This window comes from Allokutzneria multivorans (genome assembly GCF_039537405.1).
GTDB classification, from domain to species: Bacteria; Actinomycetota; Actinomycetes; order Mycobacteriales; family Pseudonocardiaceae; genus Allokutzneria; species Allokutzneria multivorans.
Genome location: NZ_BAABAL010000017.1, coordinates 376,442 through 392,550 on the forward strand (window position 1 = coordinate 376,442; position 16,109 = coordinate 392,550).

General features: G+C 68.9%; 13 protein-coding genes. 9 read left to right on the forward strand and 4 right to left on the reverse strand.

All coding sequences use genetic code 11. From position 1 onward, the window contains the following. Positions 1-88 precede the first annotated feature (88 nt). Genes folC through ABD798_RS22715 form a run of 4 tightly spaced genes read left to right on the forward strand, consistent with a single transcriptional unit; the run spans position 89 to position 2,766 of the window. A complete protein-coding gene (gene folC, locus ABD798_RS22700) occupies positions 89-1,468 on the forward strand; it encodes a bifunctional tetrahydrofolate synthase/dihydrofolate synthase (protein ID WP_344878014.1) in 1,380 nt (459 codons plus the stop codon). Beyond that, positions 1,465-1,638 carry a hypothetical protein gene (locus ABD798_RS22705; protein ID WP_344878016.1) on the forward strand — a complete coding sequence of 58 codons (174 nt, stop codon included), beginning with the start codon at positions 1,465-1,467 and terminating at the stop codon, positions 1,636-1,638. Before folC ends, ABD798_RS22705 begins: the two co-directional genes overlap by 4 nt. Further along, on the forward strand, positions 1,635-2,024 hold the full coding sequence (locus tag ABD798_RS22710) for a DUF4233 domain-containing protein (RefSeq protein WP_344878018.1): 390 nt from the start codon (positions 1,635-1,637) through the stop codon (positions 2,022-2,024). Before ABD798_RS22705 ends, ABD798_RS22710 begins: the two co-directional genes overlap by 4 nt. Before the next feature lie 37 nt (positions 2,025-2,061). Further along, entirely contained in the window at positions 2,062-2,766 is a 705-nt protein-coding gene (locus ABD798_RS22715; RefSeq protein WP_344878020.1) for a M50 family metallopeptidase, read from the forward strand. Between the two features lie 394 nt (positions 2,767-3,160). Here the strand turns inward: ABD798_RS22715 and ABD798_RS22720 are convergent, their stop codons facing one another. Both ABD798_RS22720 and ABD798_RS22725 read right to left on the reverse strand, forming a co-directional pair. After that, entirely contained in the window at positions 3,161-5,791 is a 2,631-nt protein-coding gene (locus ABD798_RS22720; RefSeq protein WP_344878022.1) for a glycoside hydrolase family 3 protein, read from the reverse strand. Between the two features lie 131 nt (positions 5,792-5,922). Continuing rightward, the gene (locus tag ABD798_RS22725) at positions 5,923-6,801 is read right to left on the reverse strand and encodes an SPFH domain-containing protein (protein WP_344878024.1); all 879 of its coding nucleotides are present in this window, start codon (positions 6,799-6,801) and stop codon (positions 5,923-5,925) included. A 133-nt stretch (positions 6,802-6,934) separates the two neighbouring features. On the opposite strand from ABD798_RS22725, the gene ABD798_RS22730 reads away from it, so the two are divergent. Beyond that, positions 6,935-9,196, forward strand: coding sequence for a M64 family metallopeptidase (locus ABD798_RS22730; protein ID WP_344878026.1), 2,262 nt, complete (start codon positions 6,935-6,937; stop codon positions 9,194-9,196). Positions 9,197-9,312: 116 nt separating this feature from the next. Continuing rightward, a complete protein-coding gene (pulA, locus tag ABD798_RS22735) occupies positions 9,313-12,009 on the forward strand; it encodes a pullulanase-type alpha-1,6-glucosidase (RefSeq protein ID WP_344878028.1) in 2,697 nt (898 codons plus the stop codon). Between the two features lie 10 nt (positions 12,010-12,019). On the opposite strand, the gene ABD798_RS22740 is transcribed toward pulA, so the two are convergent. Next, positions 12,020-12,511 carry a winged helix-turn-helix transcriptional regulator gene (locus tag ABD798_RS22740; protein ID WP_344878030.1) on the reverse strand — a complete coding sequence of 164 codons (492 nt, stop codon included), beginning with the start codon at positions 12,509-12,511 and terminating at the stop codon, positions 12,020-12,022. 218 nt (positions 12,512-12,729) lie between these two features. On the opposite strand from ABD798_RS22740, the gene ABD798_RS22745 reads away from it, so the two are divergent. Next, the gene (locus ABD798_RS22745; RefSeq protein WP_344878032.1) at positions 12,730-13,497 is read left to right on the forward strand and encodes an SGNH/GDSL hydrolase family protein; all 768 of its coding nucleotides are present in this window, start codon (positions 12,730-12,732) and stop codon (positions 13,495-13,497) included. A gap of 66 nt (positions 13,498-13,563) precedes the next feature. Here the strand turns inward: ABD798_RS22745 and ABD798_RS22750 are convergent, their stop codons facing one another. Next, positions 13,564-14,301 (reverse strand): alpha/beta fold hydrolase, encoded by a 738-nt coding sequence (locus ABD798_RS22750; protein WP_344878034.1) that lies wholly within the window; start codon positions 14,299-14,301, stop codon positions 13,564-13,566. A 94-nt stretch (positions 14,302-14,395) separates the two neighbouring features. Here ABD798_RS22750 and ABD798_RS22755 point away from each other — a divergent pair, with 94 nt between their 5' ends. Both ABD798_RS22755 and ndk read left to right on the forward strand, forming a co-directional pair. Continuing rightward, a complete protein-coding gene (locus ABD798_RS22755) occupies positions 14,396-15,643 on the forward strand; it encodes a cytochrome P450 (RefSeq protein ID WP_344878036.1) in 1,248 nt (415 codons plus the stop codon). A 54-nt stretch (positions 15,644-15,697) separates the two neighbouring features. Continuing rightward, positions 15,698-16,108 (forward strand): nucleoside-diphosphate kinase, encoded by a 411-nt coding sequence (gene ndk / locus ABD798_RS22760; RefSeq protein ID WP_344878038.1) that lies wholly within the window; start codon positions 15,698-15,700, stop codon positions 16,106-16,108. Position 16,109: the final 1 nt, after the last annotated feature.

A 16,109-nucleotide genomic window follows, 5' to 3' on the forward strand; every position in this document is an offset into this window, starting at 1 on the left:
CGGGGGCGAGGGGCATATGCGCCGGTCGTAGACTTGGCGGACGTGAACCGGACCCCCGTGCACCGAACCCCGTCGGGGGAGTGACGAAGTGCCTCGAACCGATCCCGCCGCCCTCGCCGCCTACGCCGCGGTCGAGGCCGAGCTGAACCAGCGCTGGCCGGAGACGAAGCTCGAACCGTCCCTGGACCGCATCCGCGCCCTGGTGGACCTGCTGGGCGAGCCGCAGCGCTCCTACCCGGTGCTGCACCTCACCGGCACCAACGGCAAGACCTCCACCTCGCGGATGCTGGACGCGCTGCTGACCGGCCTCGGGCTGCGCACCGGCCGCTACACCAGCCCGCACCTCCAGCTCGCCACCGAGCGCATCAGCGTGGACGGGGCGCCGATCAGCGTCGAGCGCTACGTGGAGGTCTACCGCGACATCGAGCCGTACCTCGGGATGGTCGACAAGGCCTCCCAGGACGCCGGGCAGCCGTCGCTGAGCAAGTTCGAGGTGCTGACCGCGATGGCCTTCGCCGCCTTCGCCGACGCCCCGGTCGACGCGGCCGTCGTCGAGGTGGGCCTCGGCGGCTCGTGGGACGCCACCAACGTGGCCGACGGGCAGGTGGCTCTCATCACACCGATCGGCGTCGACCACGTCGAGTTCCTGGGCGATGACGTGCTCAAGATCGCCGAGGAGAAGGCCGGGATCATCAAGCCCGGCTCGGTCGCGGTGCTCGCCGAGCAGACCGGCGACGTGGCCGCCGTGCTCCTGCAGCGGTGCGTCGAGGTGGACGCGACCGTGGCCCGGCAGGGCATGGAGTTCGGCGTTCTGGAGCGCGAGGTCGCCGTGGGCGGGCAGATGCTCAAGTTGCAAGGCCTGAGCGGCGTCTACGACGAGATCTTCCTGCCGCTGCACGGTGAACACCAGGCGAAGAATGCCTCGCTCGCACTGGCCGCCGCCGAGGTCTTCTTCGGTGCCGGGCCGGATCGGCAGCTCGACATCGAAGCCATTCGGGTGGCGTTCGCCGGTGTCTCCACGCCTGGGCGGATGGAGCGGATGCGGGCAGCACCTGCGGTTCTGGTCGACGCGGCGCACAATCCACATGGTGCCCGCGCGCTCGCGGCCACCATCACGAGTGAGTTCGCGTTCCGTCGACTGATCGCTGTAGTCGGGGTGATGCGCGACAAGGATGCTTCCGGCATCCTGTCAGAGCTGGAACCGGTGGTCTCCGAAGTGGTGCTCACCCAGAACTCGTCCCCGCGCGCGATGGACGCCGACGAACTCGCCGGCATCGCCCGCTCGGTGTTTGGCGAGGACCGCATCGTCGTCGAGCCCAGGCTCGAGGACGCTATCGAGGTCGGCGTGCAGCTGGCCGAGGAGACCGACTCCCCGGACGAAGTCCTGTCCGGTGGCGGTGTGCTGATCACCGGTTCCGTGATCACAGCTGGGGATACCCGCGCACTTTTTGGCAAGGAGCCGTCATGAAGTCCTGTTCCCGTCCCACGACGCCGGTACACACGGCCAACCGGGACGCCGAGTTCGATGATCGTCCCTGGCGCGTCGTCCGCGGGTTCTCCGTGGTCAAGGTCGCCCAGGAGCGCGCCATGCGGTCCGTCGTGGCGGGTGGCCCCGCCAACCGGCGGCGCTCGCGATGACGGAGGCGCCGACGACGCCCGGCCCCCAGGTACGGCGGAAGGACCCGTGGAAGGGTCTTCGCGGCATCCAGGCGGGAACACTGGTGATGGAGGCGATCACGGTGGCGCTGTCGCTGCTGGTCATCGCCAAGTTCGACGGCATCACCAGCACGGGCGCCATTCTGGTCGGCGCGCTCGCGGTGGCGATGGTCGTGGCCAGCGGGGTTCAGGGCAAGCCGTGGGGCGTCGGCCTCGCGGTCGCCCTGCAGGTCCTGATGATCGCCTCCGGTTTCGTGGTTTTCGCACTCGGCGTGCTCGGAGTGGTGTTCGCCCTGGTCTGGGGCGCGCTGCTGTGGCTGCGTCAAGATCTTCGACGTCGAGAGGCCGCGCACGCCGCGGCCTCCTGACGCTTCCCCGCCACCCCGCTTCTGCTAACAGTGTGGGGTGGACTTCTGGACGGAACTCATCGGGAACCAGGCCGCGCCACCGCCGCCGGTCGTCCTGGTGACGGGCGCGCTCGCCCTGGTCGTCGTGCTCTCGGGCACGCCGTGGCGGGTCGCCCGCAACATCATCACCATCGTGCACGAGGCCGGGCACGCGCTGGTCGCGGTCCTGGTCGGCAGGCGGCTGAACGGGATCAGGCTGCACTCGGACACCTCGGGTGTGACCGTCTCGCGCGGCCGCCCCACCGGCCCCGGCATGGTGTTCACCTCACTGGCCGGCTACATCGCCCCGTCGCTGGTCGGCCTCGGCTTCGCCGCGCTGCTCGGCTCGTCGCGGATCACCCTGCTGCTGTGGGTGTGCACCGCGGTGCTGCTGCTCATGCTGATCATGGTGCGCAACGCCTACGGCGCGCTGTTGCTGCTGGTCACCGGTGGCGCGCTGGTGTCGGTGTCGCTGCTGACCACCAGCGGCGTTCAGGCGGCCTTCGCCTACCTGATCACGTGGTTCCTGCTGCTCGGCGGAGTGCGACCGGTCAGCGAGCTCCAGCGCAAGCGCAGCCGTGGCCGCGCGCGGGACTCCGACGCCGACCAGCTCGCCCGGCTCACCAGCACCCCCGCGATCACGTGGGTGCTGGTCTTCTTCGTCGTCACACTCGGCTCGCTCGGCCTCGGCACCGCGTGGATGCTCACCGGCATCCTCTTCTGACCCGCTGAGGCGAGTTGGGTGGTCTTCAAATCCCACGAACCCCACCCGCAGCGGTCGCCAACCGCCCCCTACCTCGCGAGCGCGGAAGGTAGTGGGCGGTTAGCGATGTTCTGCGAGGGGGTTGGGCGTACTTGAAGACCACCCAACCTTTCGCCCGTGGCATTCGCTGACGTCGGCGACCCGGTGTGGTCTGTCCCTGTGACGGCAGAAGGGCCAGCCGTGTGGCTGGCCCTTCTGAGTAAAAACGGGGGCTCTGCTTGAGCTACACCGGCTTTCGCCGGGCCGGGACTCGCACCTCGGACCTCCCCGCTCCGGTTACCGGGTTACCAGGTGTGTGACTTCTGGCGGGTAGTCCGCCGTCCAGCCGGAAAGCTGGCTTCGAGTTCCTGTACCACTACGTGAGGTCTGTGCACTTCTTCGCGTCGGGGTCCGCTCCGGCCTTGGGGACCCAGCGGATGTTGGCGAAGGACGCCTGGAACGCGGCGTCGGTGTAGACCAGGAACGGGGTGTTGACGGTCTCCGGGTCCAGGCCCTTCTCGGCGAAGCAGGCGATCGGGATCTTCACCGTGGACTTGGTGCCGACGGGCAGGTCGGTGAAGAGCTTGGTCGCGGCGACCTCGCCCTGGCACGGGTACACGCAGTGCGAGCTGATCACCGTGCGGCCGGCGGGTTTCTGGCCGACGATGACGTCGAAGGTCAGCGCGGCGTTGGCGTTGAGGTAGCCGCGCAGATCGGTGCCACCGGCGGGGTTCTGCAGGAAGACCTGGCCGGGTGCGGTGCCGTTCCAGGTGACCTTGAGGCCGTCGCCCTGGAGGTTCACGTCGGTCGGGACGGTGGTGATCGACGCGTGCGATGCGGTGCCGTCGGGGCCGATCTCGGTGCCGCCCCAGTTCTCCGGGGAACCGATGAAACCCTTGTACGGCGCGATGTCCTGGCGCACGAAGACTTCCAGGTCCTCATCGGCCTCGCCGCCGCCACCGCCGCCGCAGTTGGCGGGCGAGGTCTCGGGGAGCTTGCCGACCCTGCCGGTCTCCCAGTTGTTCAGGCCGTAGCCGAGCCGGAACAGCGGGTCGTAGCCGGCGGTCTCCGGGTTCAGCGGGGTCTGGCACGCCTCCTTCGGCCAGGAGTACGGCAGCTTGCCGGTGTAGCCGATGCCGGTGTTCCACCCGCGCACCAACATGTCCGCGACGCCACCGCCCTCGGTGCCGGGCAGCCACGCGGCGACGAACGCGTCGGAGCGGTTGAGCTCCTTGTTGACGTGCATCGGGCGCCCGGAGACGTAGACGGTGACGACCGGGGTGCCCTTGCCGCTGACCTTGTCGAGCACGGCGAGGTCGTTCGGGTAGAGCTTGGCGGCCTCCAGCGTGCGCTTGCCGATGTCGCCGTTGCCCTCCGCGTACGGGGTTTCGCCGATCACGGCGATCACGGCGTCGAAGCCCTTGGGGTCGACGTCGCCGTTCTCGCTGAAGGTCACGTTCGCCTTGCCGAGCGCGTCCTTCAGGCCACCGAGGATGGTGGTGCCGTTGGGGAAGTCGGCGTTGGTGTTGCCGGTGCCCTGCCAGGTGAGCGTCCAGCCACCGGTCTGGTTCTGCAGGCTGTCGGCGCTCTTGCCGACGACGAGCACCTTGGCGCGGGGCGACAGCGGCAGGACGCGGTTGTTGTTCTTCAGCAGCACCTGCGACTTGCGCACGGCCTCGCGGGCGATCTTGCGCGCGTCCTTGGCGTCGGGCTTGCCCGCGTGAGCGCGCGCGGAGGGCTTGGGCGCGTCGAGCACACCGGCGCGAGCCTTCACGCGGAGGATGCGGGTGACGGCGTCATCGATGCGCGCCAAGGGGATCTGGCCGCTCTCGACCTGCGCGACCGTGTTGGTGATGAACGCCTTCCAGTCGTGCGGGACCATGAAGACGTCGATACCGGCGTTCACCGCGCGGGCGCAGCTGGCGTTGGTGCAGCCCTCGACCTGGCCGTGGCCGTTCCAGTCGGAGACCACGACGCCGTCGAAGCCGATCTTGTTCTTGAGGATGTCGTTGAGCAGCAGCTTGCTGCCGTGGATCTTGCCCTCGGTGATGCCGAGCTCGGGGTTGGTCCAGCTGTTGAACGAGGCCATCACGGTCTGCGCGCCCGCGGCGAGCGCGCCGTAGTAGCCCTGCCCGTGCGTGTTGATCATGTCGGCCTTGGACGAGGGGTTCACGCCCTGGTCCTTGCCGCCCTGGGTGCCGCCGTCACCGATGAAGTGCTTGGCGGTGGCGATCACGCCGTTGCCGCCGATGCCCCTGGTGTTGTCGCCCTGAAGGCCGCGCACGGCCTCGTAGCCGTAGGCGCGGGTGATCCTGGGGTCCTCGGAGAAGCCCTCGTAGGTGCGGCCCCAACGGTCGTCCTTCACCACGGCCAGCGTCGGCGCGAACGCCCAGTCCTGGCCGGTCGCGCGGACCTGCTCGGCGGTGGCCTGGCCGATGTCGCGGATGAGGCACGGGTCCTGCGCGGCGCCGAGGCCGATGTTGTGCGGGAAGACCGTGGTGCCGAAGACGTTGTTGTTGCCGTGCACCGCGTCGATGCCCCAGATGGCGGGGATCTTGGTGCGGCTGCTGACCGAGGCCTGCCAGTACGCGTCGGCCAGGTCGAGCCACTGCTTCGGCGTCGCGTGCTTGTTCTTGTCCGGCCAGGAACCGCCGCCGTTGAGCACGGTGCCGATGGAGTACTGCTTGACCTCCTCCGGCGTGATCGCGGCGATCTCCGGCTGGGTCATCTGGCCGATCTTCTCGGCCAGGGTCATGTTCTTGAGCAGCCCGGCGACGCGGCGCTCCACCGCGGCGTTGTCGGTGATGTTGCTGCGCACCTTGGGCCAGTCGGAGTAGGTCGGCAGCTTCTGGTCGATCCGGGCGCAGCCGTTCCAGCCGAGGTCGGGCTTGCCGACTACGGGTTGCCGCGCGGTGTCGGGCGCGGGGGCGGCCTGTGCCAGCCCCGGTGCCGTGCTCAGCCCCAGCAGGGCGGCGAGCCCCACGGCGAGCAGACGTGATCTGGCCATGACGATCCGATCTTGAGCGGGACACGGTCAGGAGGCGGCGGCGCCGATCCTGACCGTCCCGTCACGGCCGTGTCAAGGTTTTCATGAAAGCGCTCTCATAGGTCCAGGCTGGGCGTTTGCCTCATTCGCGGTCACTTCGGCTGGACGATGATGGGGGAGCCCTGGGGCACCGGGAGCACCTGGACCTTGCCGGACTTGATCGCCTCGTTCACCGCCTGCTGCTGCTGGTACTGCTGGTAGCCCGCGATGCCACCGGGGAAGTTGGCCGCGGCCTGCTTGTCCACCTCGGCGGCCTGGCTGCGCAGCTCCGCCGCCTGCTTGTCGGTGAGGCCCTGCACCAGGGCGGGCTGGATGCTCGGCTTCTGCAGCAGCACCGAGTTGATCGTGATCAGCTCCACGCCGAGGGTGAGCGTCTTGAGCGTGGCGGGCAGCTGCGTGAGCACGTCCTTCTCCCACTGCGCCTTGGAAGCGGCGTCCGTGTAGAGCTTCTGCCACGGGTACTTCAGCGCCTCGTTGTCGGTCGCGCGGTCCAGCGCGGCGCCGACGTAGTTGCGCAGCAAGGAGGTCCAGCCCGGCTTCATCTGCTCGCCGCCGTCGTCCGGTGCCGCGTCGTACTTGTAGGCGATCAGCTCGTGGAACATCTGGAGCTTGCCGCCGGGCCACTTCTTGCCCGTGGGATCGGTGAACTCGGCGCAGTCGGTGTTCAGGGTGAACTTCACCGTGCCGGTCACCTTGATCTCCTGCGAGTCCTGCGTGGTGGAGGTCAGCGGCGCCGAGTCGATCCCGTCGCCCTCGCCGAAGGTGAAGTCGCGCTGGCCCGCCGGGTAGTAGTAGTGGTCGTCGTTGACGTCGCTGAAGTCGAGGTCGTTCTCGCACTCCACGAAGTTGCGCGAGTCGAAGGGGCCGTTGCCGTACTGCAACGACACCTCGCTGGAGGTCGGGTTGGCGATCGAGCAGCCCGTGGCGAACAAGGCCAGGGCGAGCAGGGTGACACTGGCACGGGTCCTCATTTCCGCTTGGTACCACGGAATCCGCGGGACCCCTCCCGTACTGCCCAAGTCCAGATCCGATCGGTAGGGCTCCGTCATGAAGGGGCCATGAGGGGGATAGGCGAGGCGGCCTCGCGTACCTAGGCTCGCTGTCGTGCTGAGCCGAATCGCGGGCCTTGTCGGAGCGTTGACCATCGCGCTGAGCGGCGTGCCCGCGCAGGCCCAGACGGCCGATCCGCCGGGGACCGTGGTGCCCGTGCAGGTGTCCGGCGACCCGGCGAAGCGCTTCAACCTGGTGATCGTGCCCGACGGCTACACGGCGGCGGAGCTGCCGAAGTTCCGCGAGCACGTGAACAAGCACCTCAACGTGATGTGGACGCTGGAGCCGTTCAAGTCCTACCGCAGCTACGTCAACGTGTACACGGTGGAGGTCGCTTCGCCGGAGTCCGGTGTCAGCTGCGACCCGAACCTCACCTCGCCGCAGAAGAAAACCCCGCTGCGCATGGGTTTCTGGGGCGGTTGCAACGCGTCGAGCGTGCAGCGACTGCTCACAGTGGACAGTGCGGCGGTGAACCGGTACGCGGATCTGGTCACGGGCACTTCGGGTTCGAACCGCCAGCTGCTGGCCATCGCCAACAGCGACACCTACGGCGGCGCGGGCGGAACGTACGCAACAGCCTCCGGCGGGAACGCGTTGTCCGCGCTCATCACGCCGCACGAACTCGGGCACTCGTTGGGCAAGCTCGACGACGAGTACGACTACTACCAGCGCGGAGTTCGCGGCGGGACGTTTACCGGAAGTGAACCGGGCTCGGTGCACCACACGCTGCTGACCGAACAGCAGATGAAGGAGCAGCAGAAGAAGTGGTGGCGCTGGCTGGGCGAACCGAGCGAGTCGGGCGGCGTGATCGGTCGCTACGAAGCCGGACTGTATGCCAGCAAAGGGGTTTGGCGGCCCAGCGCGCACTCGATGATGAAGACGCTCGGCTACTACTTCGACCAGCCGAGCCGTGAGCGCATGACGGAGAAGCTGTCCGCGAAGACCACGCTCATCCAGGACAGCACGCCGGACGCCAAGCCGATCGGCGCGGATCGCGTGGTGTGGGTGGAGCCGCAGCACCCGGTCAGTCATCGGCTCGAAGTCACGTGGACGCTCGACGGGAAACCCTTGGACGCCAAGGGAACTCGTGCGGTTGACCTTGCCGCGCTGAAGCTCGCTCCCGGTAAGTACTCGCTCACGGCGACCGTGGTCGACCCGACCGAGTTCGTCCGCGATCCCGCGATTCGCGCGGCGTTGACGAAGAGCCGGACGTGGTCCGTGGACACCTCGATCACCACTCCGCGTGAGCCCGTCGCGGTCGACTTCCTCGCCTCGACGCCGATCGATCGCCCCGTTGGCGCAACGGATGTCGTGTACGTGCAGACCTCACGTCCTGTTGCGCAGCAACCTGAAGTGACGTGGAAGCTCGACGGCAAGCCGGTCAGCACTTCCGTTGACGGCCGCGACCTAGACCTTGGCGCGCTGCGAATCGCCAAGGGGCAGCACAACCTCACTGCGACGGTGGGGGAGCGCACGCGGACTTGGACGGTCGATGTCACGGGGCCGACGGTGCGGCCGGAACTGTCCAAGCCGTTGCTCACCATCAACAAGCCCGGCAAACCCGCCGAGTATGTGTTCAACGGTCCCTTCACCATGCGGCTCACGGCGACCGACAACGCCAAGGGCTTTGTCGTGCCGGAGTTCCGCACCAACGGCGATGGGTGGTTCAACTACTTCGGCTGGCCGACCGACGCGTCGAAGCCGTTTCTGTTCACTCCCAACGGCACCGTGATCGACGACCTCGTCTACGGCAAGCTCGGCAAGCCGCGACTGTCCCCTTGGGACGATGTGCCGCCGGGATATGGCAAGCACACCATCGAATACCGCGCGATCGATCCTGCGGGCAACATCGGCGGCTCTGAACAGTTCGGCGTGACGCTGCTGCGCGAGCCTCCGGCATGCACCACGACGATCACGGGCCGTCGCGTGGGGCCGCTGAACATCGGCTCCGGCGTCACGTGCCTTGACCGTGCCGACGTGGTCGGGCCGGTGACCGTGGCGGCTGGGGCGTCGTTGGTTTCCACGGGGTCTTCGATCGTTGGTCCCGTGACGTCCTCCGGCGCGGCGAACGTGCACCTGTTGGACAGCAACGTCACCGGCTCGGTGGAGGTCGTCGGCGCGACCGGAGACGTGACGGTGGTTGGCGGTCGGGTCAACGGGTTGGTGCGCTTGGCGGACAACAAGGCGCCCGTGTTGGCGGGAACCCAGGTCTACGGGGTCATCCAGTGCTCCGGGAACGCGTCGGTGCCCTCGAACCTTGGTGCTCCGGTCGCCGGGATCGGTGCCGCGCTCGGGCAGTGCGCGTCGCTGCGATGAGGCCGATCGGGTAAGCAAGCTTTTGCAGTCCGCCAAGCCTTGATCTGGCTTGGCGGGCATGGAAGCCTGCGGTTTCCCTGCCCTTAGGCTGCAAAAGTTTGCGACAAGGAGGTCGCATGACTCGGCGACCGCTGGCTGTACTGCTGGTTTCGTCCGTGCTCGCCGCGCTCTTCGCGGCTCCGGCGGAGGCAGCTCCGGCCGAGACGGACCTCACCAAGGCGAAGGCGGTCTGGGTCGGCCGCGACCACGTCGTGTGGAACGGGCCGACGACCGCCGGAGAACACGAGCTGCGGCACGACCCGCAGGGCTCGATCAAGGTCGTCAACGGCCGGATCGAAGGCGGAACGCCGATCACGTTGCGGCCGGAGCCGAACGGGCTTCCCGCCGGGATCGCCGCGAAGTTCCCGCACCTGCGCGGGAAACCCGTCTACAAGCTCGCCAGCTCGGCGACTGCGGCGGAAGCTCTGCGCGGCCAGGTCGTCGCGGCCCACCGCGAAGGCGGAGCGCTCAAAGACGCGACGGGCGTGCAGATCGCAGGCGTGCTCGACGATCTGTATGCGGCGCAAGCGAGTCAGCGCACGTATGGGCCGACTTTCTCTGGCGCGCAAGCAACTCTGCGTGTGTGGGCGCCCACCGCGCGATCGGTGAAGCTGCGCCTGTTCGACTCGGTGAGCGCGCAGCCGAAGGTGCTCGACCTCGCGCGAGACGCGGCTTCGGGCTCGTGGTCGGGCACGGGTGCCTGGCGCGACAAGTACTACCAGTTCGAGGTTTCCGCCTGGCAGCCCGCGACGCAGCGCGTGGAGACGGTCGCGGTCACTGACCCGTATTCCCTTGCGCTGAGCGTGGATTCGACGCACTCCCAGATCGCCGACCTCGCCGAAGCGCGGACGATGCCGAGCGGCTGGCAGGCCGACGTGGCCAAGGGGCTCGGCGACGATCCGACCGAGCACGCGATCACCGAGCTGCACGTGCGGGACTTCTCGATCGCCGACTCCTCGGTGCCGGAGAACGATCGCGGCACCTACAAAGCCTTCACCCACCGCGAATCCTTCGGCATGAAGCACTTGAAGCGGTTGGCGCAGGCGGGCATGGACACCGTGCACTTCCAACCCACGTTCGACATCGCCACGATCCCGGAGCGCCGCGCCGACCAGGCGAAGCCCGCGTGCGACCTCGCGTCCCTGCCCGCCGACTCCGACCAGCAGCAGGCGTGCGTCGGCGCGGTCGCGGCGAAGGACGGCTTCAACTGGGGCTACGACCCGCTGCACTACGACGTGCCCGAGGGCTCATACGCGACGCCCGACGCGCAATCTGGCTGGGCGCGGTCGAAGCAGTACCGCGAGATGGTGAAATCCCTGCACGACAACGGTAACCGCGTTGTAGTGGACGTGGTCTACAACCACACGGCGGCTTCAGGCAACGCGGCGCACTCCGTGCTGGACCGAGTCGTTCCCGGCTACTACCAGCGGTTGCTGGACGACGGGTCGGTCGCGAACTCCACGTGCTGCGCGAACACCGCCTCGGAGAACGCGATGATGGGCAAGCTCGTCGTGGACTCCGTCGTGCGATGGGCTCGACTGTACAAAGTGGACGGTTTCCGGTTCGACCTGATGGCCCATCACCCCAAGGCGAACATCCTTGCGGTGCGGTCCGCGTTGAACGCGCTCACGGTGGCGAAGGACGGCGTGGACGGCAAGCGCGTGCACCTCTACGGCGAGGGGTGGGACTTCGGCGAGGTCGCGGGCAACGCGCGCTTCGAGCAGGCCAGCCAGGTCAACATGGCCGGGACCGGCATCGGCACGTTCTCCGACCGGCTTCGCGACGCGGTGCGCGGCGGCGGGCCGTTCGACGGTGACCCGCGTGTGCAGGGTCTCGGTTCCGGGCTGGCCGGAGCCGCGAATGGTTCGCCTGCCAACGGTTCCGCCGAACAGCAGGCCGCGCGGCTGGCGAACTACACCGACCTCGTGAAGCTCGGAATGGCGGGCAATGGCGCGAACTTCCGCTTCCGGTCCACCGCCGGGCATGACGTCAACGGCCGCGACGTTTCCTACAACGGCAGCGCTGCGGGCTACACGGCCTCTCCGGTTGAGGCGGTCACGTACTCCGACGCGCACGACAACGAGGCGCTGTACGACACCCTTGCTTTCAAGTTGCCGCAAGGGACTTCGATGGCCGACCGCGTCCGCATGCAGGTGGTCGCGCTCGCGCCGACCCTGCTCGGGCAAGGGCAGCCGTTCGTGCTCGCGGGCACCGAGTTCCTGCGCTCGAAGTCCATGGACCGCAACAGCTATGACTCGGGTGACTGGTTCAACCGCTACGACCCTTCGCTGCGCACTTCGGGCTTCGGCGGAGGTCTTCCGCCCGCGCGCGACAACCAGGACAAGTGGCAGTACTCCAAGCCGCTGCTGGCCGATCCCGCGCTCCGACCGTCCACTTCGGACATGCAGACCTCGTTGGACCGCACCGTGGACCTGTTGCGGATCAGGAAGTCCTCGCCGCTGTTCACGTTGAAGGACCAGGCGATCGTGCAGCAGAAGCTGTCCTTCCCCGATCCCGGGCCGCAGGCCGAGGCGGGCGTTGTGGTGGCGCACCTCGACGATCTGGTCGGCGCCAACGTGGACCCGAACCGCGAGGGCGTGCTCGTGGTGATCAACCCGAGGCCGACCGCGCAGTCCGTGCTGCTGCCGCCGGGCATCCCGTGGAAGCTGCACGAGATCCAGGCCGCGGGCACCGACCGGACGGTCAAGGAGGCCGGTACGGAGCGCGGCGTCGGGCAGATCCCGGCTCGCACCGTCGCGGTCTTCGTCAGGTGAGCGGTCTTCGTCAGGTGAAGCGGGCCTGAACCTCGGGCTTCCCGGCCAGCTCGGCCGGGAAGCCCGGCCCCATCCGCGAGCGCACCGAGTCGGCGGTGAACGGCTCGCCGCACTCCGAGCACACGGTCTTGGCGTGCGCGGCACTGCCGCAGGAGTGCACGAGGTGCACGGGCGCGCCGTCCTCGCTGGTCAGCCACTTGTCGCCCCAGCGGACCATCGCCGCGAGCACGGGAAAGAAGTCCCGGCCCTTCTCGGTCAGCACGTACTCGTGGCGCGCGGGTTTGTCCTGGTAGAGCACGCGGTCCAGCAGGCCCTCCGCCGTCAGCCGGGCGAGCCGGTCGGCCAGCGTGTTGCGCGCGATGCCCAGCACGCGCTGCATCTCGTCGAAGCGGCGCACGCCGTAGAACGCCTCGCGCAGCACCAGCGGTGTCCACCAGTCGCCGAGCAGGTCCATCGTGCGTGCCACAGAACACGGGAGCTGGTTGAAGGCCGTGCGCTTCACCCGGGTGATACTAAGTCCGGTTCGCGGGGGCCGTGTTCGCGATAGCCGCGCCCAGCCCGCCCCTGGCGGCGCCGCCGGGCAGCCCACGTACAACACCGGTACGCAGACTACCCGCCGACTTGCCAGGAACGACCTCGATCCCGACTCTCATCGAACGAGCCCCCACGAACCGGACTAGGGTTGCCTAGATGAACTGAGCTGGTTGGAGGGGTTTGTCCGTGTTTCAGCGCTACGTGGCCATCGGGGACAGCACGGTGGAGGGCCTCGACGACCCGGACGGCCGGGGTGGCTACCGGGGCTGGGCGAACCGCCTCGCCGAGAAGCTGGGCGAGGCCAACCCCGAGCTGCTCTACGCCAACCTGGCCATCCGTGGCCGGACCAGCGACGAGGTGCGCGCCGAGCAGCTCGAACCCGCGCTCGCCATGGAGCCCGACCTGGTGACCCTCGTCGTGGGCACCAACGACCTGCTGCGGCCGAAGTTCTCGCTGCACGCGACCATGACGAACATCCAGGTCATGCACACCGCGCTGATCTCGGCCGGCGCGCGGGTGCTCACCTTCACCATGCCCGACCTGACCCCGATCGCCCCGGTCACCAAGATCGTCCGCAAGCGGCTGCTGGCCTACAACGACGGCCTGCGCGTGCTGTGCCGCCGCACCGGCGCGACGCTCGTGCAGGTCGACCGCGAGCCGATCTGCGCCGACGCCCGGCTGTGGAGCGACGACCGCCTGCACGCGAACTCCCTCGGCCACGAGCGCATCGCCGCCGCGCTGGCGGAGGGCCTCGGCCTGCCCGGCTCCGACGGCTCGTGGCGGGACGCGCTGCCCGCGCAGCCCGCGCCGAGGTGGCAGAACGTGGTCGCCGCCGAGATCGCCTGGCTGCGCAACCACTTCGGGCCGTGGGTCGTGCGCCACGCCAAGGGCGTCTCCTCCGGCAAGGACATCACCCCGAAGCGCCCCACCCTGGCCCCGCTCACCCCCAACTAGTCCTCCTTCGCGTTTTGGCAACCTGAAGCGCGACGCGTTGCCAAAACGCCAAGGGCGGAGTGCGAGCTACAGGGTGCGGAGGAGGGCCAGGACGGCGTCGGGGTTCTGCACCTGGGCGTTGTGGCCGAGTCCTCGGAGGATGACGGGGTTGGGGACGAGGGCGCGGAGGTCGGCGGCGGGGCTCATCGGGTCGTGCTCGCCCGCCGCCAGGGTCACGCGGGAGCGCGCCGCCGCGAGCAGGCCGGGCATGTCGGGGGCCCCGATGCCGAACGCGCGCTGGTCCATCGCCAGGCGCCAGCCTCCGTCGGCGAGCACGAGGCCGCCCTCCACCTCGGAGGAGTCGGCTTCGACCAGGCCGTGCAGGCCGGAGACCTTGAGGTAGCGCTCCGCGGCTTGGGCGCGGTTGTCGAAGGCGCGCGCGGGTTTCCCGGCGGCAGCGGCGGCTCCGGCCAGCTCCTGGTCGGACCAGCTGGCCTTGATGCCGAGGCCGCACACCGCTTCCACGCGCACGCCGAACCAGCCGCTGGCCAGCGCGAGCCCGACGACGCCTCCGAGGGAGTGCCCGAGCACGACGACCCGCTCCGCACCACGGACGCACTGCGCGACGGCCGCGGCCATGTCGCCGAAGGAGTAGTGCTCGGCGGGCTCGGAGTCGCCGTGCCCCGGCAGGTCGGGGACCGCCCACGAGCCGTCCCAGTACTGGTCCAGCCTGGCGATCACCCCGTTCCACGCCTCGCTGGTCGCACCCATCCCGTGCAGCAGCAACAGGGTTGGGCCGCCTTCTCCGCCTCTACGCACGCGCAACGTCACACCATGATCATCCACCTAGCGGTAGCTCTCTGTCGCGGGTGGAGCACCGATCGTTGCCTTTCTGCTCCAATGGGCCTCCAATGGGCTCGTGCAGCGCGTCCTTGATCCGGAGACGTACGTGCGCGAGGTCCCGTACGAGCGGCTGCGGGAACTGCGCGAGAAGGGCCCCGTCCTGTGGGCCGACGAGGGCTTCTGGGTGGTGCTCGGGCACGCCGAGGTGCGCAGGGTCCTCCGCGACCCCAAGGTCTTCTCCTCGCAGCTCGGGGCCACGCAGATCCGAGATCCCGCGACACCGGAGGACCTCCGCTACGTGCGGCGGATGATGCTCAACCTCGATCCGCCCGAGCACACGCGGCTGCGCGGACTGCTGACCAAGGCGTTCACCCCGCGCGCCGTCTCCGCGATCGCCGACCGTATTCAGGCATGGGCCTATGAACTCGTCGGCGCGGTCGCGGCGGACGGCGAGTGCGACTTCGCCAAGGTCGCCGCCGACCTGCCGTTGCTGACGCTCGCGGAGGTCTTCGGCGTGCCGGAGCAGGACCGTGGCCTGATGTTCGACTGGAGCAACCGCGTCATCGGCTACCAGGACCCGGAGTACGCGGTCAGCTCCACCGTCGATCGCGCGCGCGTTTCGGACATGGCACGTGCCGCGCTCGCGCTCTCACCCCAGCCGGTCGACGGCGTGATGCCCGATCCGCGCACGCGTGCCGGCATGCCCGATCTCTACGCCTACGCGCACGCGCTCGGCGAGTACAAGCGCGCGAACCCCGGCTCCGACGTGATGAGCAACCTGATGCGTCAGGACGTGGGGATCGAGGAGTTCGAGAACCTGTTCTGGCTGTTCTCCGTCGCGGGCAACGAAACGCTGCGCAACGGCATCCCCGGCGGGCTCCTCGCGCTGATGAGCCACCCCGAGCAGCTCCGCGCGCTGCTGGCCGACCGGTCGCTGCTGCCGGACGCGGTGGAGGAGATGCTGCGCTGGTGGACCCCGGTGATGCACTTCCGCCGCACCGCAGCCGAGGACGTTCGTCTGTCCACTGTGGACATCCGGCGCGGTGACAAGGTCGTCGTGTGGTTCTCCTCGGCCAACCGCGACCCCGCCGTCTTCGCCGAGCCCGATCGCTTCGACATCCGCCGCCGCCCCGGCGAGCACCTGGTCTTCGGCCACGGCCCGCACTTCTGCCTCGGCGCGCACCTGGCCAGGGTGCAGCTGCGGGCGATCTTCGGCGCGGTGCTGGACCTGCTCGGCGAGGTGGAGCTCGCGGGCGAACCGGCGCGGCTGCGCTCGAACTTCCAGAACGGTGTGAAACGGCTGCCGATCAGGTGGCGGAGCTGACCGGATACCCTGCGCACACCGAATCGTCCACTTGCACGAAAGAGTAGGAACGCCGTGAGCGAGCGCACCCTTGTCCTGGTCAAGCCCGACGGTGTGGCCCGCGGCCTGGTCGGCGAGGTCATCTCCCGCATCGAGCGCAAGGGCCTGAAGCTGGCCGCGCTGGAGCTGCGGACCGTCACCCGCGAGCTGGCCGAGCAGCACTACGCCGAGCACTCGGAGCGCCCGTTCTTCGGTGACCTGCTGGAGTTCATCACCTCCGGCCCGGTCGTCGCGCTCGTCGTCGAGGGCCCGCGCGCCGTCGCCGCCTTCCGCCAGCTGGCCGGCGGCACCGACCCGGTCGAGAAGGCCACCCCGGGCACCCTGCGCGGTGACTTCGGCCTGGAGACCCAGTACAACCTGGTCCACGGCTCCGACTCGGCCGAGTCCGCCAAGCGCGAGATCGACCTCTGGTTCGCCGGTCTCTGAC

Bases quoted from the DNA above. Each gene is read 5' to 3' on its own strand.
- ABD798_RS22705 (WP_344878016.1), top strand. From the start codon at position 1,465: ATGAAGTCCTGTTCCCGTCCCACGACGCCGGTACACACGGCCAACCGG.
- ABD798_RS22710 (WP_344878018.1), top strand. From the start codon at position 1,635: ATGACGGAGGCGCCGACGACGCCCGGCCCCCAGGTACGGCGGAAGGAC.
- ABD798_RS22720 (WP_344878022.1), bottom strand. From the start codon at position 5,791: ATGGCCAGATCACGTCTGCTCGCCGTGGGGCTCGCCGCCCTGCTGGGG.
- ABD798_RS22725 (WP_344878024.1), bottom strand. From the start codon at position 6,801: ATGAGGACCCGTGCCAGTGTCACCCTGCTCGCCCTGGCCTTGTTCGCC.
- pulA (WP_344878028.1), top strand. From the start codon at position 9,313: ATGACTCGGCGACCGCTGGCTGTACTGCTGGTTTCGTCCGTGCTCGCC.